21 protein-coding genes and 1 tRNA gene are annotated in these 20,884 nt (G+C 68.3%); 10 read left to right on the forward strand and 12 right to left on the reverse strand.

The window, feature by feature from the left end; translation table 11 throughout:
- Nucleotides 1-49 precede the first annotated feature (49 nt).
- The 4 genes from ispD to RS83_RS10820 are packed head-to-tail and all read left to right on the forward strand — an operon-like array spanning nt 50 to nt 4,408.
- Entirely contained in the window at nt 50-1,300 is a 1,251-nt protein-coding gene (ispD, locus tag RS83_RS10805) for a 2-C-methyl-D-erythritol 4-phosphate cytidylyltransferase (RefSeq protein ID WP_045279539.1), read from the forward strand.
- Nucleotides 1,301-1,309: 9 nt separating this feature from the next.
- Entirely contained in the window at nt 1,310-2,707 is a 1,398-nt protein-coding gene (cysS, locus tag RS83_RS10810; protein WP_045279540.1) for a cysteine--tRNA ligase, read from the forward strand.
- The gene (gene rlmB, locus RS83_RS10815) at nt 2,707-3,714 is read left to right on the forward strand and encodes a 23S rRNA (guanosine(2251)-2'-O)-methyltransferase RlmB (RefSeq protein ID WP_045279541.1); all 1,008 of its coding nucleotides are present in this window, start codon (nt 2,707-2,709) and stop codon (nt 3,712-3,714) included. Before cysS ends, rlmB begins: the two co-directional genes overlap by 1 nt.
- A 52-nt stretch (nt 3,715-3,766) precedes the next feature.
- Complete coding sequence (locus RS83_RS10820; RefSeq protein WP_045279542.1) at nt 3,767-4,408, forward strand: NAD(P)-dependent oxidoreductase; 642 nt, start codon at nt 3,767-3,769, stop codon at nt 4,406-4,408.
- Here RS83_RS10820 and RS83_RS10825 read toward each other — a convergent pair.
- Both RS83_RS10825 and RS83_RS10830 read right to left on the reverse strand, forming a co-directional pair.
- Nucleotides 4,405-5,712, reverse strand: coding sequence for a DUF4032 domain-containing protein (locus tag RS83_RS10825; RefSeq protein WP_045279543.1), 1,308 nt, complete (start codon nt 5,710-5,712; stop codon nt 4,405-4,407). The two genes, RS83_RS10820 and RS83_RS10825, sit on opposite strands and share 4 nt — an antisense overlap.
- 83 nt (nt 5,713-5,795) lie before the next feature.
- Nucleotides 5,796-6,899 carry an ABC transporter ATP-binding protein gene (locus RS83_RS10830; RefSeq protein WP_045279544.1) on the reverse strand — a complete coding sequence of 368 codons (1,104 nt, stop codon included), beginning with the start codon at nt 6,897-6,899 and terminating at the stop codon, nt 5,796-5,798.
- A 232-nt stretch (nt 6,900-7,131) separates the two neighbouring features.
- On the opposite strand from RS83_RS10830, the gene RS83_RS10835 reads away from it, so the two are divergent.
- The 4 genes from RS83_RS10835 to RS83_RS10850 all read left to right on the forward strand — a co-directional run bounded on the left by RS83_RS10835 (nt 7,132) and on the right by RS83_RS10850 (nt 10,445).
- Nucleotides 7,132-8,094, forward strand: coding sequence for a DsbA family protein (locus tag RS83_RS10835; protein ID WP_045279545.1), 963 nt, complete (start codon nt 7,132-7,134; stop codon nt 8,092-8,094).
- 41 nt (nt 8,095-8,135) lie between these two features.
- Nucleotides 8,136-8,208, forward strand: a tRNA-Thr gene (locus RS83_RS10840).
- Nucleotides 8,209-8,324: 116 nt separating this feature from the next.
- Nucleotides 8,325-9,368: an acyltransferase family protein gene (locus tag RS83_RS10845; RefSeq protein WP_045279546.1), complete on the forward strand. Its 1,044-nt coding sequence runs from the start codon at nt 8,325-8,327 to the stop codon at nt 9,366-9,368.
- 123 nt (nt 9,369-9,491) lie between these two features.
- Complete coding sequence (locus RS83_RS10850; protein ID WP_045279547.1) at nt 9,492-10,445, forward strand: aldo/keto reductase; 954 nt, start codon at nt 9,492-9,494, stop codon at nt 10,443-10,445.
- Nucleotides 10,446-10,497: 52 nt separating this feature from the next.
- Here the strand turns inward: RS83_RS10850 and RS83_RS10855 are convergent, their stop codons facing one another.
- The 8 genes from RS83_RS10855 to RS83_RS10890 all read right to left on the reverse strand — a co-directional run bounded on the left by RS83_RS10855 (nt 10,498) and on the right by RS83_RS10890 (nt 17,840).
- Nucleotides 10,498-11,454, reverse strand: a complete 957-nt coding sequence (locus tag RS83_RS10855; RefSeq protein ID WP_045279548.1) for a SecDF P1 head subdomain-containing protein — start codon at nt 11,452-11,454, stop codon at nt 10,498-10,500.
- Nucleotides 11,455-11,466: 12 nt separating this feature from the next.
- Nucleotides 11,467-12,945, reverse strand: coding sequence for a D-serine/D-alanine/glycine transporter (cycA, locus tag RS83_RS10860; RefSeq protein WP_045279549.1), 1,479 nt, complete (start codon nt 12,943-12,945; stop codon nt 11,467-11,469).
- A gap of 79 nt (nt 12,946-13,024) precedes the next feature.
- The gene (locus tag RS83_RS10865) at nt 13,025-13,711 is read right to left on the reverse strand and encodes a response regulator (RefSeq protein ID WP_045279550.1); all 687 of its coding nucleotides are present in this window, start codon (nt 13,709-13,711) and stop codon (nt 13,025-13,027) included.
- Entirely contained in the window at nt 13,708-14,958 is a 1,251-nt protein-coding gene (locus RS83_RS10870) for a sensor histidine kinase (RefSeq protein ID WP_156153180.1), read from the reverse strand. Before RS83_RS10870 ends, RS83_RS10865 begins: the two co-directional genes overlap by 4 nt.
- Before the next feature lie 10 nt (nt 14,959-14,968).
- Nucleotides 14,969-15,784, reverse strand: coding sequence for an ABC transporter permease (locus tag RS83_RS10875; protein ID WP_045279551.1), 816 nt, complete (start codon nt 15,782-15,784; stop codon nt 14,969-14,971).
- The gene (locus RS83_RS10880; RefSeq protein WP_045279552.1) at nt 15,781-16,692 is read right to left on the reverse strand and encodes an ABC transporter ATP-binding protein; all 912 of its coding nucleotides are present in this window, start codon (nt 16,690-16,692) and stop codon (nt 15,781-15,783) included. The genes RS83_RS10875 and RS83_RS10880 overlap by 4 nt, the downstream gene beginning before the upstream one ends.
- Before the next feature lie 107 nt (nt 16,693-16,799).
- Nucleotides 16,800-17,183, reverse strand: a complete 384-nt coding sequence (locus RS83_RS10885) for an MmcQ/YjbR family DNA-binding protein (RefSeq protein ID WP_045279553.1) — start codon at nt 17,181-17,183, stop codon at nt 16,800-16,802.
- Between the two features lie 3 nt (nt 17,184-17,186).
- The gene (locus tag RS83_RS10890) at nt 17,187-17,840 is read right to left on the reverse strand and encodes an SOS response-associated peptidase family protein (protein WP_045279554.1); all 654 of its coding nucleotides are present in this window, start codon (nt 17,838-17,840) and stop codon (nt 17,187-17,189) included.
- 74 nt (nt 17,841-17,914) lie between these two features.
- Between RS83_RS10890 and RS83_RS10895 the strand changes: the two genes are divergently transcribed.
- Complete coding sequence (locus RS83_RS10895; RefSeq protein ID WP_045279555.1) at nt 17,915-18,859, forward strand: DMT family transporter; 945 nt, start codon at nt 17,915-17,917, stop codon at nt 18,857-18,859.
- 2 nt (nt 18,860-18,861) lie between these two features.
- Here the strand turns inward: RS83_RS10895 and RS83_RS10900 are convergent, their stop codons facing one another.
- The gene (locus tag RS83_RS10900) at nt 18,862-19,413 is read right to left on the reverse strand and encodes a nitroreductase family protein (RefSeq protein WP_045279556.1); all 552 of its coding nucleotides are present in this window, start codon (nt 19,411-19,413) and stop codon (nt 18,862-18,864) included.
- A complete protein-coding gene (gene msrB, locus RS83_RS10905) occupies nt 19,410-19,814 on the reverse strand; it encodes a peptide-methionine (R)-S-oxide reductase MsrB (RefSeq protein WP_045279557.1) in 405 nt (134 codons plus the stop codon). The genes RS83_RS10900 and msrB overlap by 4 nt, the downstream gene beginning before the upstream one ends.
- 70 nt (nt 19,815-19,884) lie before the next feature.
- Between msrB and RS83_RS10910 the strand changes: the two genes are divergently transcribed.
- Complete coding sequence (locus tag RS83_RS10910) at nt 19,885-20,877, forward strand: DUF2332 domain-containing protein (RefSeq protein WP_045279558.1); 993 nt, start codon at nt 19,885-19,887, stop codon at nt 20,875-20,877.
- Nucleotides 20,878-20,884 lie beyond the last annotated feature (7 nt).

The following is a 20,884-nucleotide window of genomic DNA, read 5'->3' on the forward strand; positions in this document are numbered from 1 at the left end:
CATCCGCCCCTTCGTCGTCTGCGCGAGGCGGTAGCGTGAGATCGTGACCATGCTCCCCGTCCCCGACACCGCGATCATCGTCGTCGCCGCCGGTTCAGGCACCCGCCTGGACGCAGGCGCACCCAAGGCATTCGTCGGCATCGACAGCCGCTCGATCCTGCGTCACGCGCTCGACGGTGTGTTCGCCGCCGCCCCCGCGCAGGTGATCGTCGTCGCCCCTGCGGGCTTCGAGGGCGATGCCGAGACCGAGCTCCGGGAGGCCGCGGGCGAGCGCATCGACCTCGGTCGCGTCGTGACCGGCGGTGACACCCGGCAGCTCTCGGTGTCGGCCGGACTCGCGGCACTCTGGGGGGGTGTGACGACCGTGCTCGTGCACGACGCAGCGAGGGCACTCACGCCGCCCGCCCAGATCGACGCCGTGGCGCGCGCCGTCCGTGCGGACACCGGTGTGATCCCGGCGCTTCCGGTGGTCGACACGCTCAAGCGGGTCGACGATGGGCTGATCGTCGCCGCAGTCGATCGGTCTGAGCTCGCCGCAGCGCAGACCCCGCAGGGTTTCCCTCGCGGCCCGCTGCAGGCGGCATACGCCGCTGCGCTGACCGCCGGGGTCGAGTACACCGACGATGCAGCGCTGTTCGCGGCGAACGGTGGGAGCGTGCGACACATCGAGGGCTCCGAGCGTGCGTTCAAGATCACGACCCCCGGAGACCTCGAGCGGGCGCGTCATCTGCTGGCGGATGCCGGCGCACCGGCTCCCGCGTCGCACCCGGCGAGCGAGGGCCTTCCGGCGAGCGTCGCGCCGCGCGTCGGCATCGGCACCGACGTGCATGCGTTCGGCGGCGATGGCGCGCTGTGGCTCGCGGGTCTCGAATGGCCGGGGGAGCCCCCGCTGTCAGGGCATTCCGACGGCGATGCGGTCGCCCACGCGATCGTCGATGCGCTGCTGGGTGCTGCCGGACTCGGTGACATCGGCGAGCACTTCGGCACCTCGCATCCGGAGTACGCCGGCGCCCATGCCGCCGTGTTCCTGGCGCGCACACGAGAGCTGCTCGCTGAGGCGGGGTTCGCGATCGGCAACGTCTCGGCGCAGTTCCAGGGCAACCGTCCGCGGTTCAGCGCGCGCCGTGCCGAGGCAGAGCAGGTGCTCTCGGCGGCCCTCGGCGGGGCGCCCGTGTCGGTGACCGCGACGACCACCGATGGTCTCGGGTTCCCCGGTCGGGGCGAGGGGATCGCGGTGACGGCGATCGCGATGCTGCTGCCGACGGGACTTACTCAGGGCCACGTCACGCCGCCCCGGTAAGATTGAGCGGTGACACTCCGCCTCCACGACACCCGCACGCAGGATCTGCGTGATTTCGTGCCTCTCGACCCCGAGAACGTCACGATGTATGTCTGTGGACCCACGGTGCAGTCCGGACCCCACATCGGGCACGTCAGAGCGGCGCTCAGCTTCGATCTGCTGCGCCGATGGCTGGAGCACCGTCACGGCAGGGTCACGTTCGTGCGCAATGTCACCGACATCGACGACAAGGTGCTGCAGAACGCGACCGACGTCGAGCCCTGGTGGGCGCTCGCCTACCGCATCGAGCAGGAGTTCACGGCGGCATATGCGGGTATCGGCATCCTGCCGCCGACGTATGAGCCGCGCGCGACCGCGTCGATCCCGCAGATGCAGGAGCTCATCGAGCTGTTGATCGAGCGCGGCCATGCCTACCCGGCGCCCGACGGCTCGGGCGATGTGTACTTCGACGTGCGCTCCTGGTCGGAGTACGGCGCCCTGACGCACCAATCGATCGACGCGATGGAAGCGGCGGAGGACGCCGATCCTCGCGGGAAGCGCAACCCGCAGGACTTCGCGCTCTGGAAGGGCGCCAAGTCCGACGAGCCGGCAGACGCGACCTGGGCATCCCCGTGGGGTCCGGGGCGACCCGGCTGGCACATCGAGTGCTCGGCGATGGCGAAGCGGTATCTCGGCGCGGAGTTCGACATCCACGGCGGGGGACTCGACCTCCGGTTCCCCCATCATGAGAACGAACTCGCGCAGTCGACTGCCGCGGGTGACGCGTTCGCCAGGCACTGGGTGCACAACGGACTCGTGACCGTGAACGGCCAGAAGATGTCGAAGTCCCTCGGCAACTTCACACTCGCCGCAGACGTGCTCGCCGAGCGGGACCCGCTGGTCGTTCGGTACGCTCTCGCCGCAGCGCACTACAGGTCGAGCCTCGACCTCACCGAGTCGTCGTGGGATGAGGCGGATGCCGCGCTCGGCCGTGTCGGCACGTTCATCGCCCGTGTGCGGCGCTCGCTCACCGGTGCACCGGACGAGTCGCGGATCGGCGAAATCCCTGACGACTTCGCGGCGGCGATGGACGACGACCTCGGTGTGCCGCAGGCGATCGCCGTGCTGCACGAGACCGTGCGGCGGGGCAACACCGCGATCGACGACGGCGACGACGACACCGCGTGGGGCGCATTCGTCCAGGTGGACGCCATGCTGCGGCTCCTCGGTTTCGACGAGCTCATGAGCACCGGCGGGGACCTCGCCGAGCACCGGACGCTGGACGCACTCGTCCAGGAGATGATCACGCAGCGCGCGCAGGCACGTGCTGACAAGGACTGGGCGGCGGCGGATCGTATTCGCGACGCGATCGCCGCCGCAGGAATCACGCTGGAGGACTCTCCAGCCGGAACTCATTGGAGTATTTGATGGCGAAGCTTGGCAACCCCTCGGCGGGTAAGGGCAAGAAGAAGGGTCCCAGCAAGGGCACGGGCGGACTCGGACGCAAGGCGCTCGAGGGCCGCGGGCCGACCCCGAAGGCGGAGGACCGGGCGTGGCACCCCGCGGGGAAGCGCAAGGCAGCGGCCGAGCGCTACGCGGCGTCCGGCGGCAAGGGGCGCCCTGGCGGCCTGCGACAGACCTCCGGTGGCAGCCCGAACCGCTCGGCGCGGGCGAAGGACAACACCACCGAGACCGAGGTCGTGACCGGCCGCAACTCGGTGCTCGAGGCGCTTCGCGCCAAGATCCCCGCGACGGCGTTCTACATCGCGCAGCGCGTCGAGATGGACGATCGCGTCAAGGAGATGCTGTCGATCGCGACGCACCGCGGCATTCCGGTGATGGAGGTCACGCGTCAGGAGCTCGACCGCATGGCCGGCTTCGACGGCGTGCACCAGGGTGTCGCCATCAAGGTGCCGCCGTATGAGTACGCGCACCCGCAGGACCTGCTCGAGCAGGTCATCGATCGCGGCCAGGTGCCGCTCTTCGTCGCCCTCGACGGCATCACCGACCCTCGCAACCTCGGCGCCGTGATCCGTTCGGCTGCCGCGTTCGGCGGCCACGGCATCATCCTGCCGCAGCGTCGCTCGGCTGGTGTGAACTCCGCGGTGTGGAAGACGAGCGCCGGCGCTGTCGCGCGGACCCCCGTCGCTCTCGCGACCAACCTCACGACGCAGCTCAAGGAGTTCAAGAAGCAGGGTGTCTTCATCCTCGGCCTCGCCGGCGACGGCGACGTCTCGCTTCCGGCACTGCAGCTCGCCGACCGTCCGGTCGTCATCGTCGCGGGCTCCGAGGGCAAGGGACTGTCCCGCCTGGTCCGAGAGACCTGCGATCAGATCGTGTCGATCCCGATCTCCGCGGCCACCGAGTCGCTGAACGCCGGCATCGCGACATCGGTCGCGCTGTACCAGGTCGCGACGACTCGCGCCGCGAACTGACCCGCACACCCGTATCGCTCGTACGCTCCACCCGCTGACAGAGGAGAATCGCATGGCTCGCATCGTCGTCCTGGGAGGAACCGGCTACGCCGGTCGCCACATCGTCTCGGAGGCCGTGACCCGCGGTCACGGGGTGATCGCCATCTCGCGGTCGGAGCCGCAGGATCCGGTCGCGGGGGCGGCGTATGTGCAGGGCTCGGCGCTCGACATCGACTCCATCGCCGCGACCTTCGAGGGAGCCGATGCGGTCGTCTCGGCGCTCTCGCCGCGCGGTGACATGGAGAACAGCGTGCTCGAGGCGCTCGGCACCCTCGCCCAGCGGCTCACCGGCACCGAGACGCGCCTCGGCGTGGTCGGCGGGGCCGGTGGCAGCCTGGTCGCTCCTGGCGGCCCTCGACTGTTCGATCAGGACTTCCCCGAGGAGTACAAGCACGAGGCGCAGGTCGGCATCGACTCGCTCGCCCTGCTCGAGGGCTCGGATGCCGGTCTCGACTGGTTCTTCGTGCACCCGGCCGAGGTGTTCGGTCCCTGGGCCGAAGGAGAGCGCACCGGGAAGTACCGCGACGGCGGCGACGTGATCGTGCGCGACGCCGACGGGCAGTCCACCATCTCCGGTGCCGACTTCGCCGTCGCCGTGGTCGACGAGATCGAGCAGGGCAACCACCACCGCGAGCGGTTCACCGTCGGGTACTAGACCAGATCGCGCCAGTCGACGGCGTCGTCGTCCTCGTCCGCGAGCGACAGCGACCCCGTGATGACGGGGAGGCTCATGGTCTCGGTCGGTGGACCCATGATCGTGGCCTCGTCGCGGCGGTGACGCAGCACCTCGTTGATATAGCTCGTGAGCACCTCGGCGAGCGGCACGGAGCGCCCGTGCGCCTGTGAGAGGTACCAGCGGTGCTCGAGCACCTGGTGGAAGACCTCCGCAGGCTCGAGCTTGGCGCGCAGCTCATAGGGGATCGCCCGCACCACCGGCTCGAACACGCGGGTCAGCCATTCGTGCGCGTACATCTCCTCGTCAGCCCATTGCTTCGTCGACCGTGCGCGGAACTCGTCGAGGTCGTTCAGCAAGCGGCGGGCCTGGTTCTCCTCGACGTCGAGCCCGGTGAGGCGGATCAGGCGCCGCTGGTGATGACCTGCGTCGACGACCTTCGGCTGGATCTCGACGACCGTTCCGTCGGCCGTGGTCGACATCGACATCTCATCGATGTCGAACCCCAGTGCGTTCAAGCGCTCGACCCGTTCGGTGATCCGCCAGGTCTCGGCCGACGAGAACGACTCCTGCGCGGTCAGCTCGGCCCACAGCGACCGGTACGACGAGACGATGCCGTCAGCGATCGCGACGGCGTCGACACCGTGCTCGAGTCGTCCGCCGGCGGCGAGGTCCATGATCTCGCCGGCGATGTTCGTGCGTGCCAGGTCGAGGTCGTAGGAGCGCTGACCGTCGGTCAGTCCCTCCTCGTGCAGTTCGCCGGTCTCGGCATCCACCAGGTAGGCGGCGAAGGCACCCGCATCACGACGGAACAAGGTGTTCGAGAGCGACACGTCGCCCCAGTAGAAGCCCACGTTGTGCAGACGCACGAGCAGCAGCGCCAGGGCGTCGACGAGGCGGGTGGCCGTGTCGGGGCGCAGCACCCGGGTGAAGAGCGCGCGATACGGCATCGAGAAGCGCAGATGCGAGGTGACGAGCGCGGCGGGAAGCGGTTCGCCGTCGGCATCCGTCCGTCCGGCGATCACCGCGACGCGGTCGACGCAGGGCACGTCGAGGCGGGCGAGGTTGCCGAGCATGTCGTACTCGCGCTGCGCCATCTCGGCGGTGGTCTCCTTCACTGCGATGACGCGGCCGGAGAGGTCGGCGAAGCGGACGAGGTGGCGGGAGAGGCCCTTGGGCAGCGACACGATGTGCTCGGAAGGCCATCTTGCGAGCGTGGTGGACCAGGGGAGCGAGAGCAGGCCCGGGTCGACTTTGCTGGCGGTGATCCGCAGCGAATCCTGCATGGAGCTCCCTGGATGAGTGGGCGGGGAAACGAGAACGCGGCGCAGGCGACCGAAGTCAGCCTGCGCCGCGTGCGTTGAACCGATCAGGCAGAGACGACCGGCTTGTCGTTCAGGCGCTCGCCCGACTCGATGTCGAAGGCGTGCACGTGGCCGGCCGACGCTGCGAGCGTGACGGTCTCGCCAGCGTTCGGGTGGTTGCGACCGTCGACGCGTGCGACGAGGTCGGCGCGCTTGCCGTTGATCTCGGTGTGGCCGTAGAGGTAGCCGTCAGCGCCGAGCTCCTCGACGAGGTCGACCGTGACCGAGAGGCCCTTGCCGTCGGCGGGGCCGACGACGATGTCCTCGGGACGGACGCCGACCGTGACCTGCGAACCGTTGGCACGGCCGACGGTGTCGCGGTCGAGCGGGACGACCTCGGTGCCGAAGCGGATGCCGCCCTCGGCGAGGTCCGCCGAGAACAGGTTCATCGCGGGCGAGCCGATGAAGCCGGCGACGAAGACGTTGTTCGGCTTCTCGTACAGGTCGCGAGGCGAACCCACCTGCTGGAGCAGGCCGTCCTTGAGGACCGCGATGCGGTCACCCATGGTGAGGGCCTCGGTCTGGTCGTGCGTGACGTAGACCGTGGTGACGCCGAGGCGACGCTGCAGCGACGCGATCTGCGTACGCGTCTGGACGCGGAGCTTGGCGTCGAGGTTCGACAGCGGCTCGTCCATGAGGAACACCTGGGGCTGACGGACGATCGCGCGGCCCATCGCGACACGCTGACGCTGACCACCGGAGAGGGCCTTCGGCTTGCGGGTCAGGTAGTCCTCGAGGTCGAGGAGCTTGGCTGCCTCGAGCACGCGGGTGGCGCGTTCTTCCTTGCCGATGCCGGCGATCTTGAGCGCGAAGCCCATGTTCTCGGCGACGGTCATGTGCGGGTACAGCGCGTAGTTCTGGAACACCATCGCGATGTCGCGGTCCTTCGGCGGCACGTCGGTGACGTCGCGGTCGCCGATGAGGATGCGGCCTGCGTTGACCTCTTCGAGGCCGGCGAGCATGCGGAGGGACGTGGACTTACCGCAACCGGAAGGACCGACGAGGACGAGGAACTCGCCGTCTCCGACCTCGAGGTTCAGCTTGTCGACGGCCGGGCGGGTTCCGCCGGGGTACAGGCGGGTGGCGTCATCGAACGTGACAGATGCCATGATGCTTCTCCTTCACCGGCAGGTACGTGCCGGACGATCCGTAGTGATGGAATCGGCGGAATGACCCGCCGCGACCCGACGTTGGGTCGGGATCAGTATGACACGAACAGTGGCACCTGGGTATTTCTCAGACTGACTGGTTAACATCGAACCCGGCCGCGTGTTCGCGGCGATCGTCGCCAGAGAGTGATGGTCGGGGCCAACCCGGACCCCCTGAGACTCAAGAGGAACGATGTCGAGCGACGAAACGCCGAACGTCCCCACACCTCGCAATTCTCGCGAGGCCGTGCGGGAGAAGGCACAGCAGGTGCACGCGCAGCAGTCCAGAGCGCGCATCATGCGACGGATCATCATCGGTGCGGTCGCCGTGATCGCGGTCGGTGCCATCGGCACAGCAGTGACGCTCGCCGTGTCGGCGCAGGTCTCGAAGCCGCAGCTGATGCCGAGCGGCATGGACGGGGACGGCGTCGTCGTCACCGACATCACCGCCGCAGCGAGCTCGGACGAGACGCTCACGACACCCGCTCCTGATGCCACGGACGCAGGTGCCGAGGAGGCCCAGCCCACGCCGGAGCCGACGGCCTCTGATCGAGTGGACATCCACATCTACGTCGACTACCTGTCGCCGGATGCCGGAGAGTTCGAGCGCGCGAACGCCCGCCAGCTCACCAACTGGATCAGCGAGGGCGCTGTGACCGTGAGCTATCACCCGGTCGCGCTGCTCACCGCCAGCTCCAACGGCACGAAGTACTCGTTGCGTGCGGCAGCCGCCGCGGCGTGCGTCGCGACGCATTCGCCGGAGAAGTTCTACGCCTTCAACCACGACCTGCTCGATGACCAGCCCAAGGTCGGCAGCGACGGACTCTCCGACGTCCAGCTGGCTGACGTCGCCGGCGCGGTCGGCGTGGACAACGGCAAGGCCGTGCGCTCCTGCATCGAGAACTCCGACTACGTGACCTGGGCGAAGGATGCGACCACCCGCGCACTCGACGGTCCGCTCGCCGGATCCGACGACCTGGTGCTCACTTCCGCGCCGATGATCGTGGCCAACGGTGAGGCCTACGTCGGCGCGCTCGACGACCCGGCCGAGTTCTCGCAGTTCGTGCTGACCGTTGCGAGCGACGCCTACTACAAGGCATCGCCCACCCCGACGCCGTCGCCGAGTGTGGAGCCGACCGAGACTCCGGCTCCGTAGGTTCGGACTGCGTCTCCGCCATCGGTAAGCTGGTGGCACCCGCCGACTTGGCGCAATTGGTAGCGCACCGTACTTGTAATACGGGGGTTGCAGGTTCAAGTCCTGTAGTCGGCACCCGATAGCAGACCCGGCTCCCGCGATTCCGGGGGAGCCGGGTCTTCGCTCTCCGACGATCGTCGTTTCACTGTGTCGGCGGCGGGTCGGTTTCCGATTGCTGGCAGGATAGCCGGGTGTCTTCCTTCGATGTCCGGGCGAACAGCTTCGGGTTCCTTCGTCTTGCGTTCGCGGTGCTCGTCGTCGTGGCTCATTCGTGGCCGCTCGGCGGGTTCGGAGCCGACCCGGGCCGCGAGGACAACAATCTCGGCATCCTCGCCGTCGAGGCGTTCTTCGCCCTTTCCGGATTCCTGATCACGATGAGCGGTACTCGGCTGTCGGTCGGGCGGTTCTTCTGGCACCGCATCCTACGTATCTTCCCCGGATACTGGATGTCGCTCGTCGTGGTGGCGCTGGTGCTGGCGCCGATCGTGTGGCGCACATCCCACGGTCTCTCGGAGTACCTCGGAGCAACACCACCCCCGAGCGGGTTCCTGTTCACGAACGCGCTGCTGGTGCAGAACCAGATCGGCATCGGGGATACGCTCGGCGGCAATCCGTTCCCATCGATGTGGAACGGTCCGCTGTACACGCTGCCGTTCGAGTTCGCCTGCTACCTGTTGATCGGGCTGCTGATGGCTGGACGTGTGCTCTCCGGTCGGATGGTTGCGGTCCTCGCGGGCGTGGCCTGGCTGTGGGTGCAACTCGCTCAGATCGGCGCACTCGGCGTCTACGACGATCGGCAGGCGAAGTTCACGCTCTGCTTCCTCATCGGATCGGCGATCTATTTCGCGAAGGAACGCCTCCTCGCGGGCATGCGCTGGTTGCCCCCTCTCGCCCTCGTGGTGTTCGTCGGCACGTACCTGTCGTGGGGGTTCCAGCAGGTCGGCCTCGTCGCGTTCCCGTACCTCGTTCTGTGGGTTGCCTATCACCTGCCGTTCCGATCGGTCGGGCGGAAACATGATTTCTCCTACGGCATCTATGTCTACGGGTGGCCGGTTCAGCAGCTCGCCGCGTACTTCGGGGCGAATGATCTCGGCCTCGTGGCGTACATGCTGATCTCGCTCGCTGGAACGCTCGTCCTCGCAGTGGCCAGTTGGTTCCTCATCGAGTCGCAGGCCCTCAAATGGAAATCGAGCGATGCGCTGTCGTGGTTCCGCGCAGAACGCGTCCGCGTCTGACATCGGGCTCGACGAAGGGCCGCGTCTCAGTAATCGTCTGGGCGCGCTGAGCAAGCTCCTGAGCATCGCCGCAACACACCGTCACAGGGGAATGCCGCTCGGCATGAGGCCGTTGTCGAGAGCATGACTCGTATCGGAACCAGTGACCTCAACGTCTTCCCGCTCTCGCTCGGTGGCAACGTCTTCGGCTGGACGGCCGACCGCGACGCCTCGTTCGCCGTGCTCGACGCCTTCACGGCAGGCGGGGGCGACTTCATCGACACCGCCGATGCGTACAGTGCCTGGGTCCCGGGCAACTCGGGTGGAGAGAGCGAGACGATCATCGGCGAGTGGCTCGCCTCGCGCAAGCCGCAGAACGTCGTCGTCGCGACCAAGGTCAGCCAGCACCCGGACTTCAAGGGTCTCGCCGCCGCGAACGTCCGCAAAGCAGCCGAAGCCTCGCTCGCCAGACTGGGCGTCGACGCGATCGACCTCTACTACGCGCACTTCGACGACGAGACGGTTCCCCTCGAAGAGACCGTCGGCGCCTTCGGACAGCTCGTCACCGATGGACTCGTGAAGAACATCGCCGTCTCGAACTACACTGGCGATCGCATCCGCGAGTGGATCGAGATCGCGGAGCGCACGGGCGTTGCCCTGCCGGTCGCGGTGCAGCCGCATTACAACCTCGTGCACCGCAACGAGGTCGAGGAGACGATCATCCCGGTCGCAGAGGAGTTCGATCTCGGGCTGGTGCCGTATTACTCGCTCGCGAGCGGATTCCTGACCGGCAAGTACCGGTCGACGGATGCAGCGGGTCACGAGTCGCCGCGAGCGCAAGGCGCAGCCAAGTACGCCACGGATGCCGGACTGCGCATCATCGACGCCCTCGAGGAGATCGGACAGGCGCACGGCGCATCCATCGCCGCGACGTCGCTCGCGTGGCTCCGTGCGCAGCCGACCGTCGCGGCCCCGATCGCGAGCGCCCGCACTGTCGAGCAGGTGCCGGATCTGCTTGCCGGTGCGCGTCTCGAGCTCACCGCCGACGAGGTGCAGACGCTGAACGCGGTCTCGGAGTGGACTCCCACGCACGCGTGATCCACATCTGAGCTGTCGAGCCCGGCCGCGCGTGCGCGCGTGCCGGGCTCACTCATCTCTCGATGGAGAACGTGACGCCGGCGCCCAAGACACGAAGACGGTCGGTCAAGGCCTGGAGATTTCCGGATCCGCCGCCGGAGATCTGGAACTCGCCTCCTGTGATGGCGCTCATCACGACAGGCGCGGTGATCACGCCGCTGAGATCGACGATCGCGATCTGAGCGGTGCCGAGGGGCGCGATCTCGGCCGTCCAGTCAGCGAGCTCCTGCGCGCCATCCGCGCTGAGGACGACCGAGACGGCGTCGCCGGAGAGCGCGACCTCCGAGATGTCCGTGCCCGACATCCGTGGACCGGAATCGAAGACGTACTGTGTCTGGTCGGCATCGTCGCAGGCGAGCGTCTGCCCACCGGTCGTCGCGCTGCCGAATGGAAGATCGGCACAGGAGACGGCTGTATCCCCGCCGCCGCTGCCTGGCCGCACCTCGTCCACCGCGTAGAACCCATCCGTCAATGGTGAGGTCAGTGACGTGGTGAACTCCTCGATGAGCGTGTCGGTCGTCCCCTCAGCGAAGGTCACAATGACGGTGTCGTCGTCGACGACGGCATCGGCGAGATCCAGACCCGCATTCGCGGCCTGCAGCTCGACAAGTGATCGCGCTGCAGTGAGCGTCTCATCATCGAGCTCGCCGTCGGCGCTCACCTCGAGCACGATCGAGTCGCCGGGCGCAGGCGGCGCCGGTTCCGAGGGGTCATCCGAGGTGGCCACGGTGAACAGCGTTGCTCCCGCCCAGATGAACAGCGCGATCAGCAGCGTCCAGACCAGACTGAGGACGGCGCCCGCCACGATGGCGACCGTCGCGACCAGCGTCGGGCCACCCTCGCGCTTCGCCTTCGATCGAGCGACGAGTGCGAGGACGAGGCCGAGGATGGGGAGCAGCACCGCGAGAACGAGGGATGCGATGGACAGTCCGCTGGTACGTGGTTCGGTATCGGGCCGCTGGTAGCTCATGTCGTCTCCTGCTCAGTCCGCATCGGTCGTGTCGTCGCGCAGGTACGCGACGTGTGCCGCGTGCCGGGTCAGGTGGTTCGTCGAACGACGCACGAAGAGCCAGGCAACGAAGAGCAGCGCGAACCAGATCGGCGTGACCAGCAGCGCGGTGAGCGTATCGGGCTGCGTCGTGAGCGCCCACAGCACGAACACGAAGAACGCGAGCACGACGAAGACCATGACGGTGCCGCCCGGCATCTTGAACGCGGAGCTCGCCGCCTTGTCCGGGCGGTTGCGTCGATACGACAGGTAGCTGCACAGGAAGATCGTCCACACGAACATGAAGCACACAGCGGAGACCGTGGTGACCATGTCGAAGGCGGTCCCGATGTCCTCTCCCGCGTAGATCAGCACGATGCCGGAGAGCAGCAGGATGCACGACAGGAACAGCGCGTTCTGCGGCACCCGCCGCTTCGACAACCGTGCGAACAGGCGAGGGGCGTCGCCGTCCTGCGCAAGGCCGAACACCATGCGCGAGGTGGAGTAGATGCCCGAGTTGGCGCTCGACATCGCCGATGTCAGCACCACCAGATTCACGACGGTCGCGGCGATGCCCAGACCGGCCAGGGCGAACATCGCGATGAACGGGCTCTCGCCGGCGACGTACTCCGTCCACGGCGTCACGGCCATCAGGATGATCAGCGCGCCGACGTAGAAGAGCAGGATGCGGATCGGGATCGCATTGATCGCCTTCGGCAGGTTGCGCTTCGGATCCTTGGTCTCGGCGGCCGCGGTGCCGACCAGTTCGACTCCGACGAATGCGAACACCGCGATCTGGAAGCCGGCGACGAAGCCCATGAAGCCGTGCGGGAACATCCCGCCGTGGTCCCAGAGGTTCGCGAAGCTGGCGGTGCCGGCATCGTGCTGGAACCCGGTGAAGATCATCACGAGACCCGTGACGATGAGCGCGACGATCGCGATGATCTTGATCAGCGCGAACCAGAACTCCATCTCGCCGAAGGCCGCCACGGTCGGAAGGTTCAACGCGAGCAGGATCACGATGACGGCGAGGCCGGGGATCCACAGCGGGATGCCCGGGATCAGCGCATCCGTGTACCCGGCGATCGCGATCACATCGGCGACACCGGTGACGACCCAGCAGAACCAGTACGTCCACCCGGTGAAGAACCCGGCCCACGGCCCGAGCAGGTCGCTCGCGAAGTCGCTGAAGGACTTGTACTTCAGGTTCGACAGCAGCAGCTCGCCCATCGCGCGCATCACGAAGAACAGCATGAATCCGATGATCATGTAGACGAAGATCACGGATGGTCCGGCGACCGAGATGGTCTTGCCGCTGCCCATGAACAGGCCGGTGCCGATGGCCCCGCCGATCGCCAGCAGTTGGATGTGACGGTTGCTGAGCGCGCGGCGCAGGTGCTGCTCGTCGCCCTCCGTCGTGTGATCACCCGTCGTGGTGCGGTCATTGCTCGTCACGGTGGCCCCCTCGGTCATTGCACGTGCTGATGCAGGCTAGTCGAACCGGGCGCAGCCGCACGAACCCGGGACCGTGGGTCGGGGACCCCGGATGCCGTCAGCCGCCGAGCGGCAGCGGACCGTCGTCGACGAGCCCCAGCCGGTACGCGAGGATCACGGCGTGGATGCGGTCGCGCGCGCCGAGCTTGGCCAGGACGCGGCCGACGTGCGTCTTCACGGTCGACTCGCTGACGTAGAGCGACTGCGCGATCTCGGTATTCGTGAGGCCCTTGGCGATCGCGAGGAACACATCCCGCTCACGGTCGGTGAGATCGGCCGTCGCATCGGGCGCAGAGGCGGCGGTCTCCGCCGACAGGATCGGGGCGACGTGCTGGAGCAGCGTTCGCGTGATCCGCGGCGACAGCGCAGCGTCACCGCGGTGCACCGCCCGCAGTGCCGCGATCATCTCGTCGCGCTGCACGTCCTTCAGCAGGAAGCCACTCGCGCCGGCGCGGATGGCGCCGAACGCGTACTCGTCGAGATCGAAGGTCGTGAGCACGAGGACCCGGGTCTCCGGATGCTGCTGAACGATGGCAGCCGTGGCTGCGATGCCGTCCAGCCCCGGCATCCGGATGTCCATGAGCACCAGGTCGGGGCGCAGCACCGACGCCTTGGCGATGGCCTCGTGTCCGTCGCCGGCCTCTCCGACGACGACGATGTCGTCTTCGGCCTCCAGCACCAGACGGAAGCCGACGCGGATCAACTGCTGGTCATCGACGAGCAGCACTCGGATGGAATCGGTCATGACTCTTCCTCGGTTCGGGCAGGAGCGGTGGGGAGTCGGGCGGTCAGCGTCCATCGCCCGTCGCCGGCGGAGCCGTAGCTGATGGTGCCCTGCACGTGCGCGATCCGCTCGGAGAGGCCGCGCAGACCGAATCCGGGTGCATCGACGGGAGCGATCGTGCCGTCGTTCACGACCTCGACGCGCACCGACTCCGCCTCGTGGATGATCCGCACAGCGATGGCCGTCGCCGCCGGCGCGTGACGCATCGCGTTCGTGACGCCCTCCTGCACGATCCTCGACACCGCATGCTCGATCGAGACCGGCAGCTCACCGGCGCCCGTGACCGCGAGCGTCACCGGATAGCCGGCCCGTTGCGCGCTCGACACGGACTCGTGCGGTGACGGTGCGGCGATCGGCGCGAGGGGCGCGGAGTCGTCGGTCGAACGCAGCACCCCGAGCATCGATCGCATCTCGGCGAGCGCAGCGCGCGCGGTGGTCGCGCTGGCGGTCGAAGCAGCACGCGCCTGCTCGGGGTCGGCGGTGGCCGCGGCTCCCTCGGAGAGGGCGACGATCACGGTGAGCGAGTGCGAGACGATGTCGTGCATCTCCCTCGCGATGCGCGCGCGCTCGGCGGCCGCAGCGAGCTGCGCCTGCTGGTCGCGTTCGACGAGGAGCTGCCTCGAGCGGTCGATCACCGCAGCGATGTAGCGCTTGCGTCCGCCGACGTTCACACCGATGAGCGTGCCGATCAGACCGAGGACGAGGGCGCTGACGACCGAGTTGAGGGCGATCTGCAGATCGATCACGCCGGTCACGGTGAGCAGCCCCGCGAATGCCGACAGTGCCGCGAGGGCGATCGCATAGCTCTTCCAGGCCGAGGACGTCGAGCGGTAGACCGCGACGGCGTAGCACGTCACCAGGATGATCGGCGTGCCCACCGGCACGTTGACGAACAGCAAGAGCGCCTCGACCACGAACGAAGCGACGAAGGGCAGCAGCGGGATGCGTCGTCGCCAGAGCAGTGCGACGCAGGTGCCGAGCACCGCCACCGGCAGCAACGCTCCGAGCACCGGTGTGAACGGAGGCGCGAACTCGGGGTCGATGCGGGTTGCCGGCGTCAGGGAGAGGAACAGGCAGACCAGCGCGATCAGGACATCCGCGACGCGGGGATGCCGCGCCCAGAAGCGTCGGAACACCCCGGGAGGACGCGGCAGCCGCAGGTCCTCGTCCTCGCGGATCGAGTCGCTGCGGCTGCGCGTGGTTCTCACTCGGCAGACTCTACGCGTCGCGGCTGCGCAGCACGGTCCAGGCCGCGAGCATGCCGGCGACCACCCAGACGGCGAGCGTCAGGTAGGCGACCGGGCCCTCCAGCGCTGCGTTCTCCGGCAGGATGGCGCTCTGCGCGGCAGCCACCGGCAGGTAGTTCGCAGCATCCATGACCCACTGCCACGACTCGCCCGCGAAGGAGAAGAAGTTCGAGACGATCGGCAGCACGAACAGCAGGCCGACGGTGGCGGCGATCGCACCGGCGCCGGAGCGCAGGACGAAGCCGAAGGCGACGCCCAGCAGTGCGAAGACCGACATCGCGAGCGACGCCACGACGATCGGCAGGAAGGATGCTGCAGGATCAGCCCAATCGATGCTCTGATCGCGTCCTGCGACCACGGCGGAGACCGCGAGCGCTGCGGCGAAGAAGATCACCAGCGACGACACGAACAGGAAGAGTGCGAGCACGACGGACTTCGCGGCGAGCACCATGCCTCGAACCGGCACAGCGGCGAAGGTCGAGCGGATCATGCCCGTCGAGTACTCGCCGGTCACGGAGATCGCGCCGATGATGCCGGCAAGCAGCATCGTGAACTGGATCGGCATCACGACGGCCTGGATCGGTTCGAAGCCAGGCATGTCCACCGCCTGGGCGATCAGCACGGCGATGCCGATCGTGAGCGCGGCGACGACCCCGATCGACCACCAGGTCGAGCGCAGTGTCGAGAGCTTGATCCATTCGCCGCGGAGTGCACGGACGAAGGTGAGCTGCTGTCCCGAAGCGGAGCCGGTCCGGGTGCGGGTGAGGGGAGCTGCCTGGGTGGTCATGAGATCTCCTTGGTCCGGTACTCGACGGAGTCGCCGGTCAGGGCGAGGTAGGCGTCTTCCAGTGATCCGGTGGTCGGGGTGAGTTCGTGCAGCGGGATGCCGCGCGCTGCTGCGAGGTCGCCGATGCGCGAAGCCGGCAGCCCGACGATGTCGAGCAGGTCGGGCGCCGAGGTCACGATCTCGACGTCTGGTGCGCCGACGGCTGCGGCGAGGTCGGCGGCGCGAGGAGTGCGGACTCGCACGGTGTTCCTGGTCCAGGCCCGCACCAGTTCGTCGAGCGGGGCGTCGGCCAGCACCTGGCCACGACCCATCACGATCACGTGGTCGGCGGTCTGCGCCATCTCGCTCATCAGGTGGCTGGACAGCAGCACGGTGCGGCCTTCGGAGGCGGCGTGGCGCACGAACTGGCGGACCCAGCGGACGCCCTCAGGGTCGAGTCCGTTGACCGGCTCGTCGAGGATCAGCGTGTGCGGGTCACCCAGCAGTGCGGAGGCGATGCCGAGACGCTGGCCCATGCCGAGCGAGAACTTGCCTGCACGCTTGCGGGCCACTGAACCGATGCCGGCGAGATCGATGACCTCGTCGACGCGTGACGCGGGGATGCCGTGCGTGGCGGCCATCGCCCGGAGGTGGTCGCGTGCGGTTCGCCCGGTGTGCACCGCCTTCGCGTCGAGCAGCACGCCGACCTCGGTGAGCGGGGCACGCAGCTTGCGGTACTCGTTGCCGCCGACGGTCGCGCGCCCAGACGTCGGCTTGTCGAGGCCGACGATCATCCGCATCGTGGTGGACTTGCCGGCGCCGTTCGGTCCGAGGAATCCGGTCACTGTTCCGGGCTGGATCGTGAACGACACGTCCTGGACGGCTGTCTTGTCTCCGAATCGCTTCGTGAGTCCCTCTGCTGTGATCATGTGCTCAACGCTACGGAGCGCATCGGGGTCACCGCATCCTCCCTCGGTACCGTTCCCCTGGGATTGGGGTCATCCTGACGACGGATACCGTCGACCGGCCGACCGCATCACGCCGTCGGGCGCCCGAACGTCTCGGGGTCGACTGGACGCTGTGCCCGGGGGAGCTTCTCCACGACCAGCAGGTACGACTCGGTCACCAGCTCGGTGACGAGGCCCTCTTCGAGCGATGGTCCGGGGTTCAGCGTGATCCAGTGCTTCTTGTTCATGTGGTACCCCGGGACGATGTCGGCGAATGTCTCGCGGAGCGCGACCGCGTCATCCGGGTGCGACTTCAGCGTCACGCGTCCGGTGCCGTCCAATGGCAGCAGGAGGAAGACGCGGCCACGGACCTTGTACACGTCCCATTCCGGCCCGAAGGGGTTCTCCCGCTCGGAGCCGGGCAGTTCATCCGCACGTGCGGCGGCGGCCAGCGTGAGCGTTCGCGCATCCATGCGTCAGAACAGCCGGTCGGTGCGCTTGTCGTCGCCGCGCGGCTTCACCCGCACGCGAGCGTCGAGGTCCGCAGCTGCGAGGAGTGCATCGTCGACGACCTCGCGCCCGGTGTCGGCCGTCAGCCACTCGTCGGCGAACGACGTCGGGATGAGCACCGGCATCCGATCGTGCACGCCGGCGAGGTGCTCCGGTGCCGGACGCATCACGATCGAGTAGCAGGTGAACCAGGTGCCGTCCGCGGCCTTGCCGCGCTGGGTCACGGCGGCCATACCGAACAGCGCGCCGTCGTCGACCAGGAACTCGTGCCACTGCCGTGACGGCTTCTGCATCTCGAACCAGCTCGTCGCCGGGACGATCGCTCGCGCTTTCGCGCCGCCCGGCTTGTCCTGCAGCCGCTCGGAGCGGGTGTTGATGGAAGGGAACTTCGCGGGCTCGCCGCCGACGAGGAAGCCCCACCACGCGGGTTCCAGCACGGGAGAGCTCTCCGGCTGCACGATCAGCGGGTTCAGGTTGCGCAGGTTCTTGCCGGTCGGGCGCAGCGTCTCGCCGGCGTTCCGCTCCGCCCACGTCCGCAGCCCATCCAGCACCGCCTCGTCGGCGGCATCCAGCAGCTCGGTGTCGGTGAATCGGGGATCGAGTCCGTAGCTCGCGCACATGCCGTCAGAGTAGTCCCGGCCTGCGACATCCTGCCGCGTCGAACCCCTGACATCGGCTCGGGTAGGGTCGACAGGTGACCGAGACCCGTGTGCTTCCCGCCCCGGTCGCGCTCGGTGGAGCAGTCGCGATCGGCGTGATGACGGCGATCCAGGCCCGTATCAACGGCGTGCTCGGCGTGCGCCTCGACGACGGCATCGTCGCAGGCTTCGTCTCCTTCAGCGTCGGGCTGCTCGCCCTCATCGTGGTCGTCGCGGCGCTCCCATCAGGGCGCCGTGGCGTCGGACGGCTGTGGAGCGGCGTGCGCGCCCGTACGATCCCGGCATGGATGCTGCTGGGCGGCGCCTGCGGTGCGCTGACCGTCTCGACGCAGGGGCTCACTGCCGGCATCCTCGGGGTCTCCCTCTTCACGGTCGGCGTGGTCGCAGGACAGACGCTCCACGGGCTCGTGCTCGATCGGATCGGCTTCGGTCCGGCCGGCGTCGTCGCCGTCACGCCGGGTCGAGTGCTGGGCGGGCTGCTCGCGCTCGCCGCGGTCGGCATCTCGCTCAGCGGGGATGTGCTCGCATCAGCCCCGTTGTGGATGCTGCTGCTGCCGTTCGCGGCCGGCGTCGGCATCGCGTGGCAGGCCGCGACCAACGGTCGACTCGCGAAGCGTGTACAGTCGCCGATCATCGCGACCCTGATGAGTTTCGTCGCCGGAACCGTCGTGCTCGCACTCGCCGCCGCGATCAGCGTCGCCGTCAAGGGCGCCCCCGAGTCGCTCCCCGCTGAACCCTGGCTGTACCTCGGCGGATTCCTCGGATTCGCCTACATCCTGCTCGGAGCGTTCATCGTGGCGCAGACGGGAGTGCTGCTGATGGGCCTCGGATCGGTGCTGGGGCAGTTGTCGGCATCCGTCGTGATCGACCTGTTCTGGCCGACCGCCGCTGGGCCTGCGGCATGGCAGATCGTCGGCATGGTGATCGTCGCCGTGGCATCCGTGATGGTCGCGGTGCCGTGGCGCAGACGCCGCCGCTGAGGCTACTTCTTCGACTTCTTCTTCGGCATCCGCGTGAGCAGCTTGCGCGCATCGACGGCTTTGCGTCGGCCGGGCTTCTTGCCGGCGGGCTTCTTCCCGACGTAGAGCCAGCCGAGGAGCACCTCGTTCTTCTCCAGGCCGTGGGCCTTGGCGACCGCCTTGGAGCGCGTGTAACTCCCGGTGCGCCACAGCACGCCCCACCCTGCCTCGTCGAGCAGCAGGCTGAGCATGTGGGCGACGCCGGACGCGACCGCCTCCTGCTCCCAGTGCGGCACCTTCTCGCTCTTGCGGAAGCTCGCGACGACCGCGATCAGCAGTGGTGCGCGCAGGGGCTTCGAGGACGGTGACTTGTCACCCTCCGCCTTGGCGATCGCGGCACCGAGGGCTTCGCGGTCGCTGCCGCGCAACTCGATCAGACGCCACGGTCGCAGCGAGGAGTGGTCCGCGACACGTCCGGCCGCCGCCACATACGTCAGGAGTTCCTCTCGCGAGGGAGCCGTGTCGTCGACTTTCGACCAGGACTGCCTGGCGCGGACCGCGTCGAGCGCGCTCACGAGGCGTCGGGCGTGAAGGTGAGTGCGATCGAGTTCATGCAGTACCGGTCGCCGGTCGGCGTGCCGAATCCGTCGGGGAAGACGTGCCCGAGGTGCGAGCCGCAGTTCGCGCAACGGACCTCCGTGCGCACCATGCCGAGCGTGGTGTCCTCGATGAGCTGCACCGCGTCGGGGCGGATGGATTCATAGAAGCTCGGCCAGCCGCAGCCGGAGTCGAATTTCGTGCCGCTCTTGAAGAGCTCGGCGCCGCAGGCGCCGCAGGTGTAGAGACCTGCGCGGCCCTCATCCAGCAGCTCGCCGGTCCAGGCGCGCTCGGTCGCCGCCTGGCGCAGCACGGCGTACTGGTCGGCACCGAGTTCCTCGCGCCATTCGTCTTCGGTCTTGTCCACGCTGTACGGCATGCGTCCTCCTGAGTCCTCTCCATTCTCCCTCGTTCAGCGGGCGATGGTCGCAACGGATGAGAATGGAGGGATGAACGAGGCCGTGCAGGAGCGATACGCGCGATTCGTCCGTCAGGAGGCCGCTGGACGGAGCGCGCTGTACGGCGAATGGGCGGACGGCGTGGCCGGGGATGCCGAGGTGCAGGACATCCTCGCTCGCATTCCCGAGACGAGCAGGCAGCCGCCTTTGGTGTTCGCGGTGACGAGGTTGCTCGGAGCGCCGCTCGAGGGCTACCAGGCGTGGCGCAGCTTCGTGCTGGAGCACGCCGATGCGGTCGTGGCCGAGTGTCGCGCTCGTTCGCTCCAGACCAACGAGCCGCTGCGTCTCGCACCGCTGCTGCCGGTCCTGTCCGAGATCGAGGGACCGATCGCACTGCTCGAGATCGGCGCATCCGGCGGGCTGTGTCTCTACCCCGATCGATACTCGTTCCGGTTCCTCGGCACGGACGGTGCGCTTCGCGCCTCGCTCGATCCGGCGGACGGCCCGTCGTCCGTCGTGCTGGAGAGCGTCGTGACAGGTGAGCTGCCGCCATTGCGTCTGCCCGATGTCGTCTGGCGTGCGGGTATCGACCTGGCCCCGCTGAATGCCCGCGACGAGCGGGACCGGCGCTGGCTGCTCGGACTCGTGTGGCCGGGGGAGGCCGGACGCGAGGAGCGGATCGGTGCCGCCCTCGACATCGCGGCCGCCGATCCGCCCCGCCTCGTGGCCGGTGATGCCCTCGACGAGCTGACGTCGCTCGCCGCCGAGGCTCCCAGCGACGCGACGCTCGTGATCACGACGCCTGGCGTGCTCGTGCACATTCCCAGACCCATCAGGACCGAGCTGGTCGATCGCATCCGGGCTCTGCCTGCACGATGGATCACGATCGATCCGCCGGCGTTGCTCGATGTGTGGCAGCCGGCGGTGGATGCCGCGAGCTGGCCCGGTTTCGTCGTCGCGCTCGACGGGCGGGTGCGCGCCGCGGCCGATCCGCTCGGGCGATCATGGGAGTGGCGCGCAGGCAGCGCCGACGACGCGTCCTAATGTGAAG

The sequence above is a fragment of the Microbacterium oxydans genome (genome assembly GCF_000956525.1).
GTDB classification, from domain to species: domain Bacteria; phylum Actinomycetota; class Actinomycetes; order Actinomycetales; family Microbacteriaceae; genus Microbacterium; species Microbacterium oxydans_A.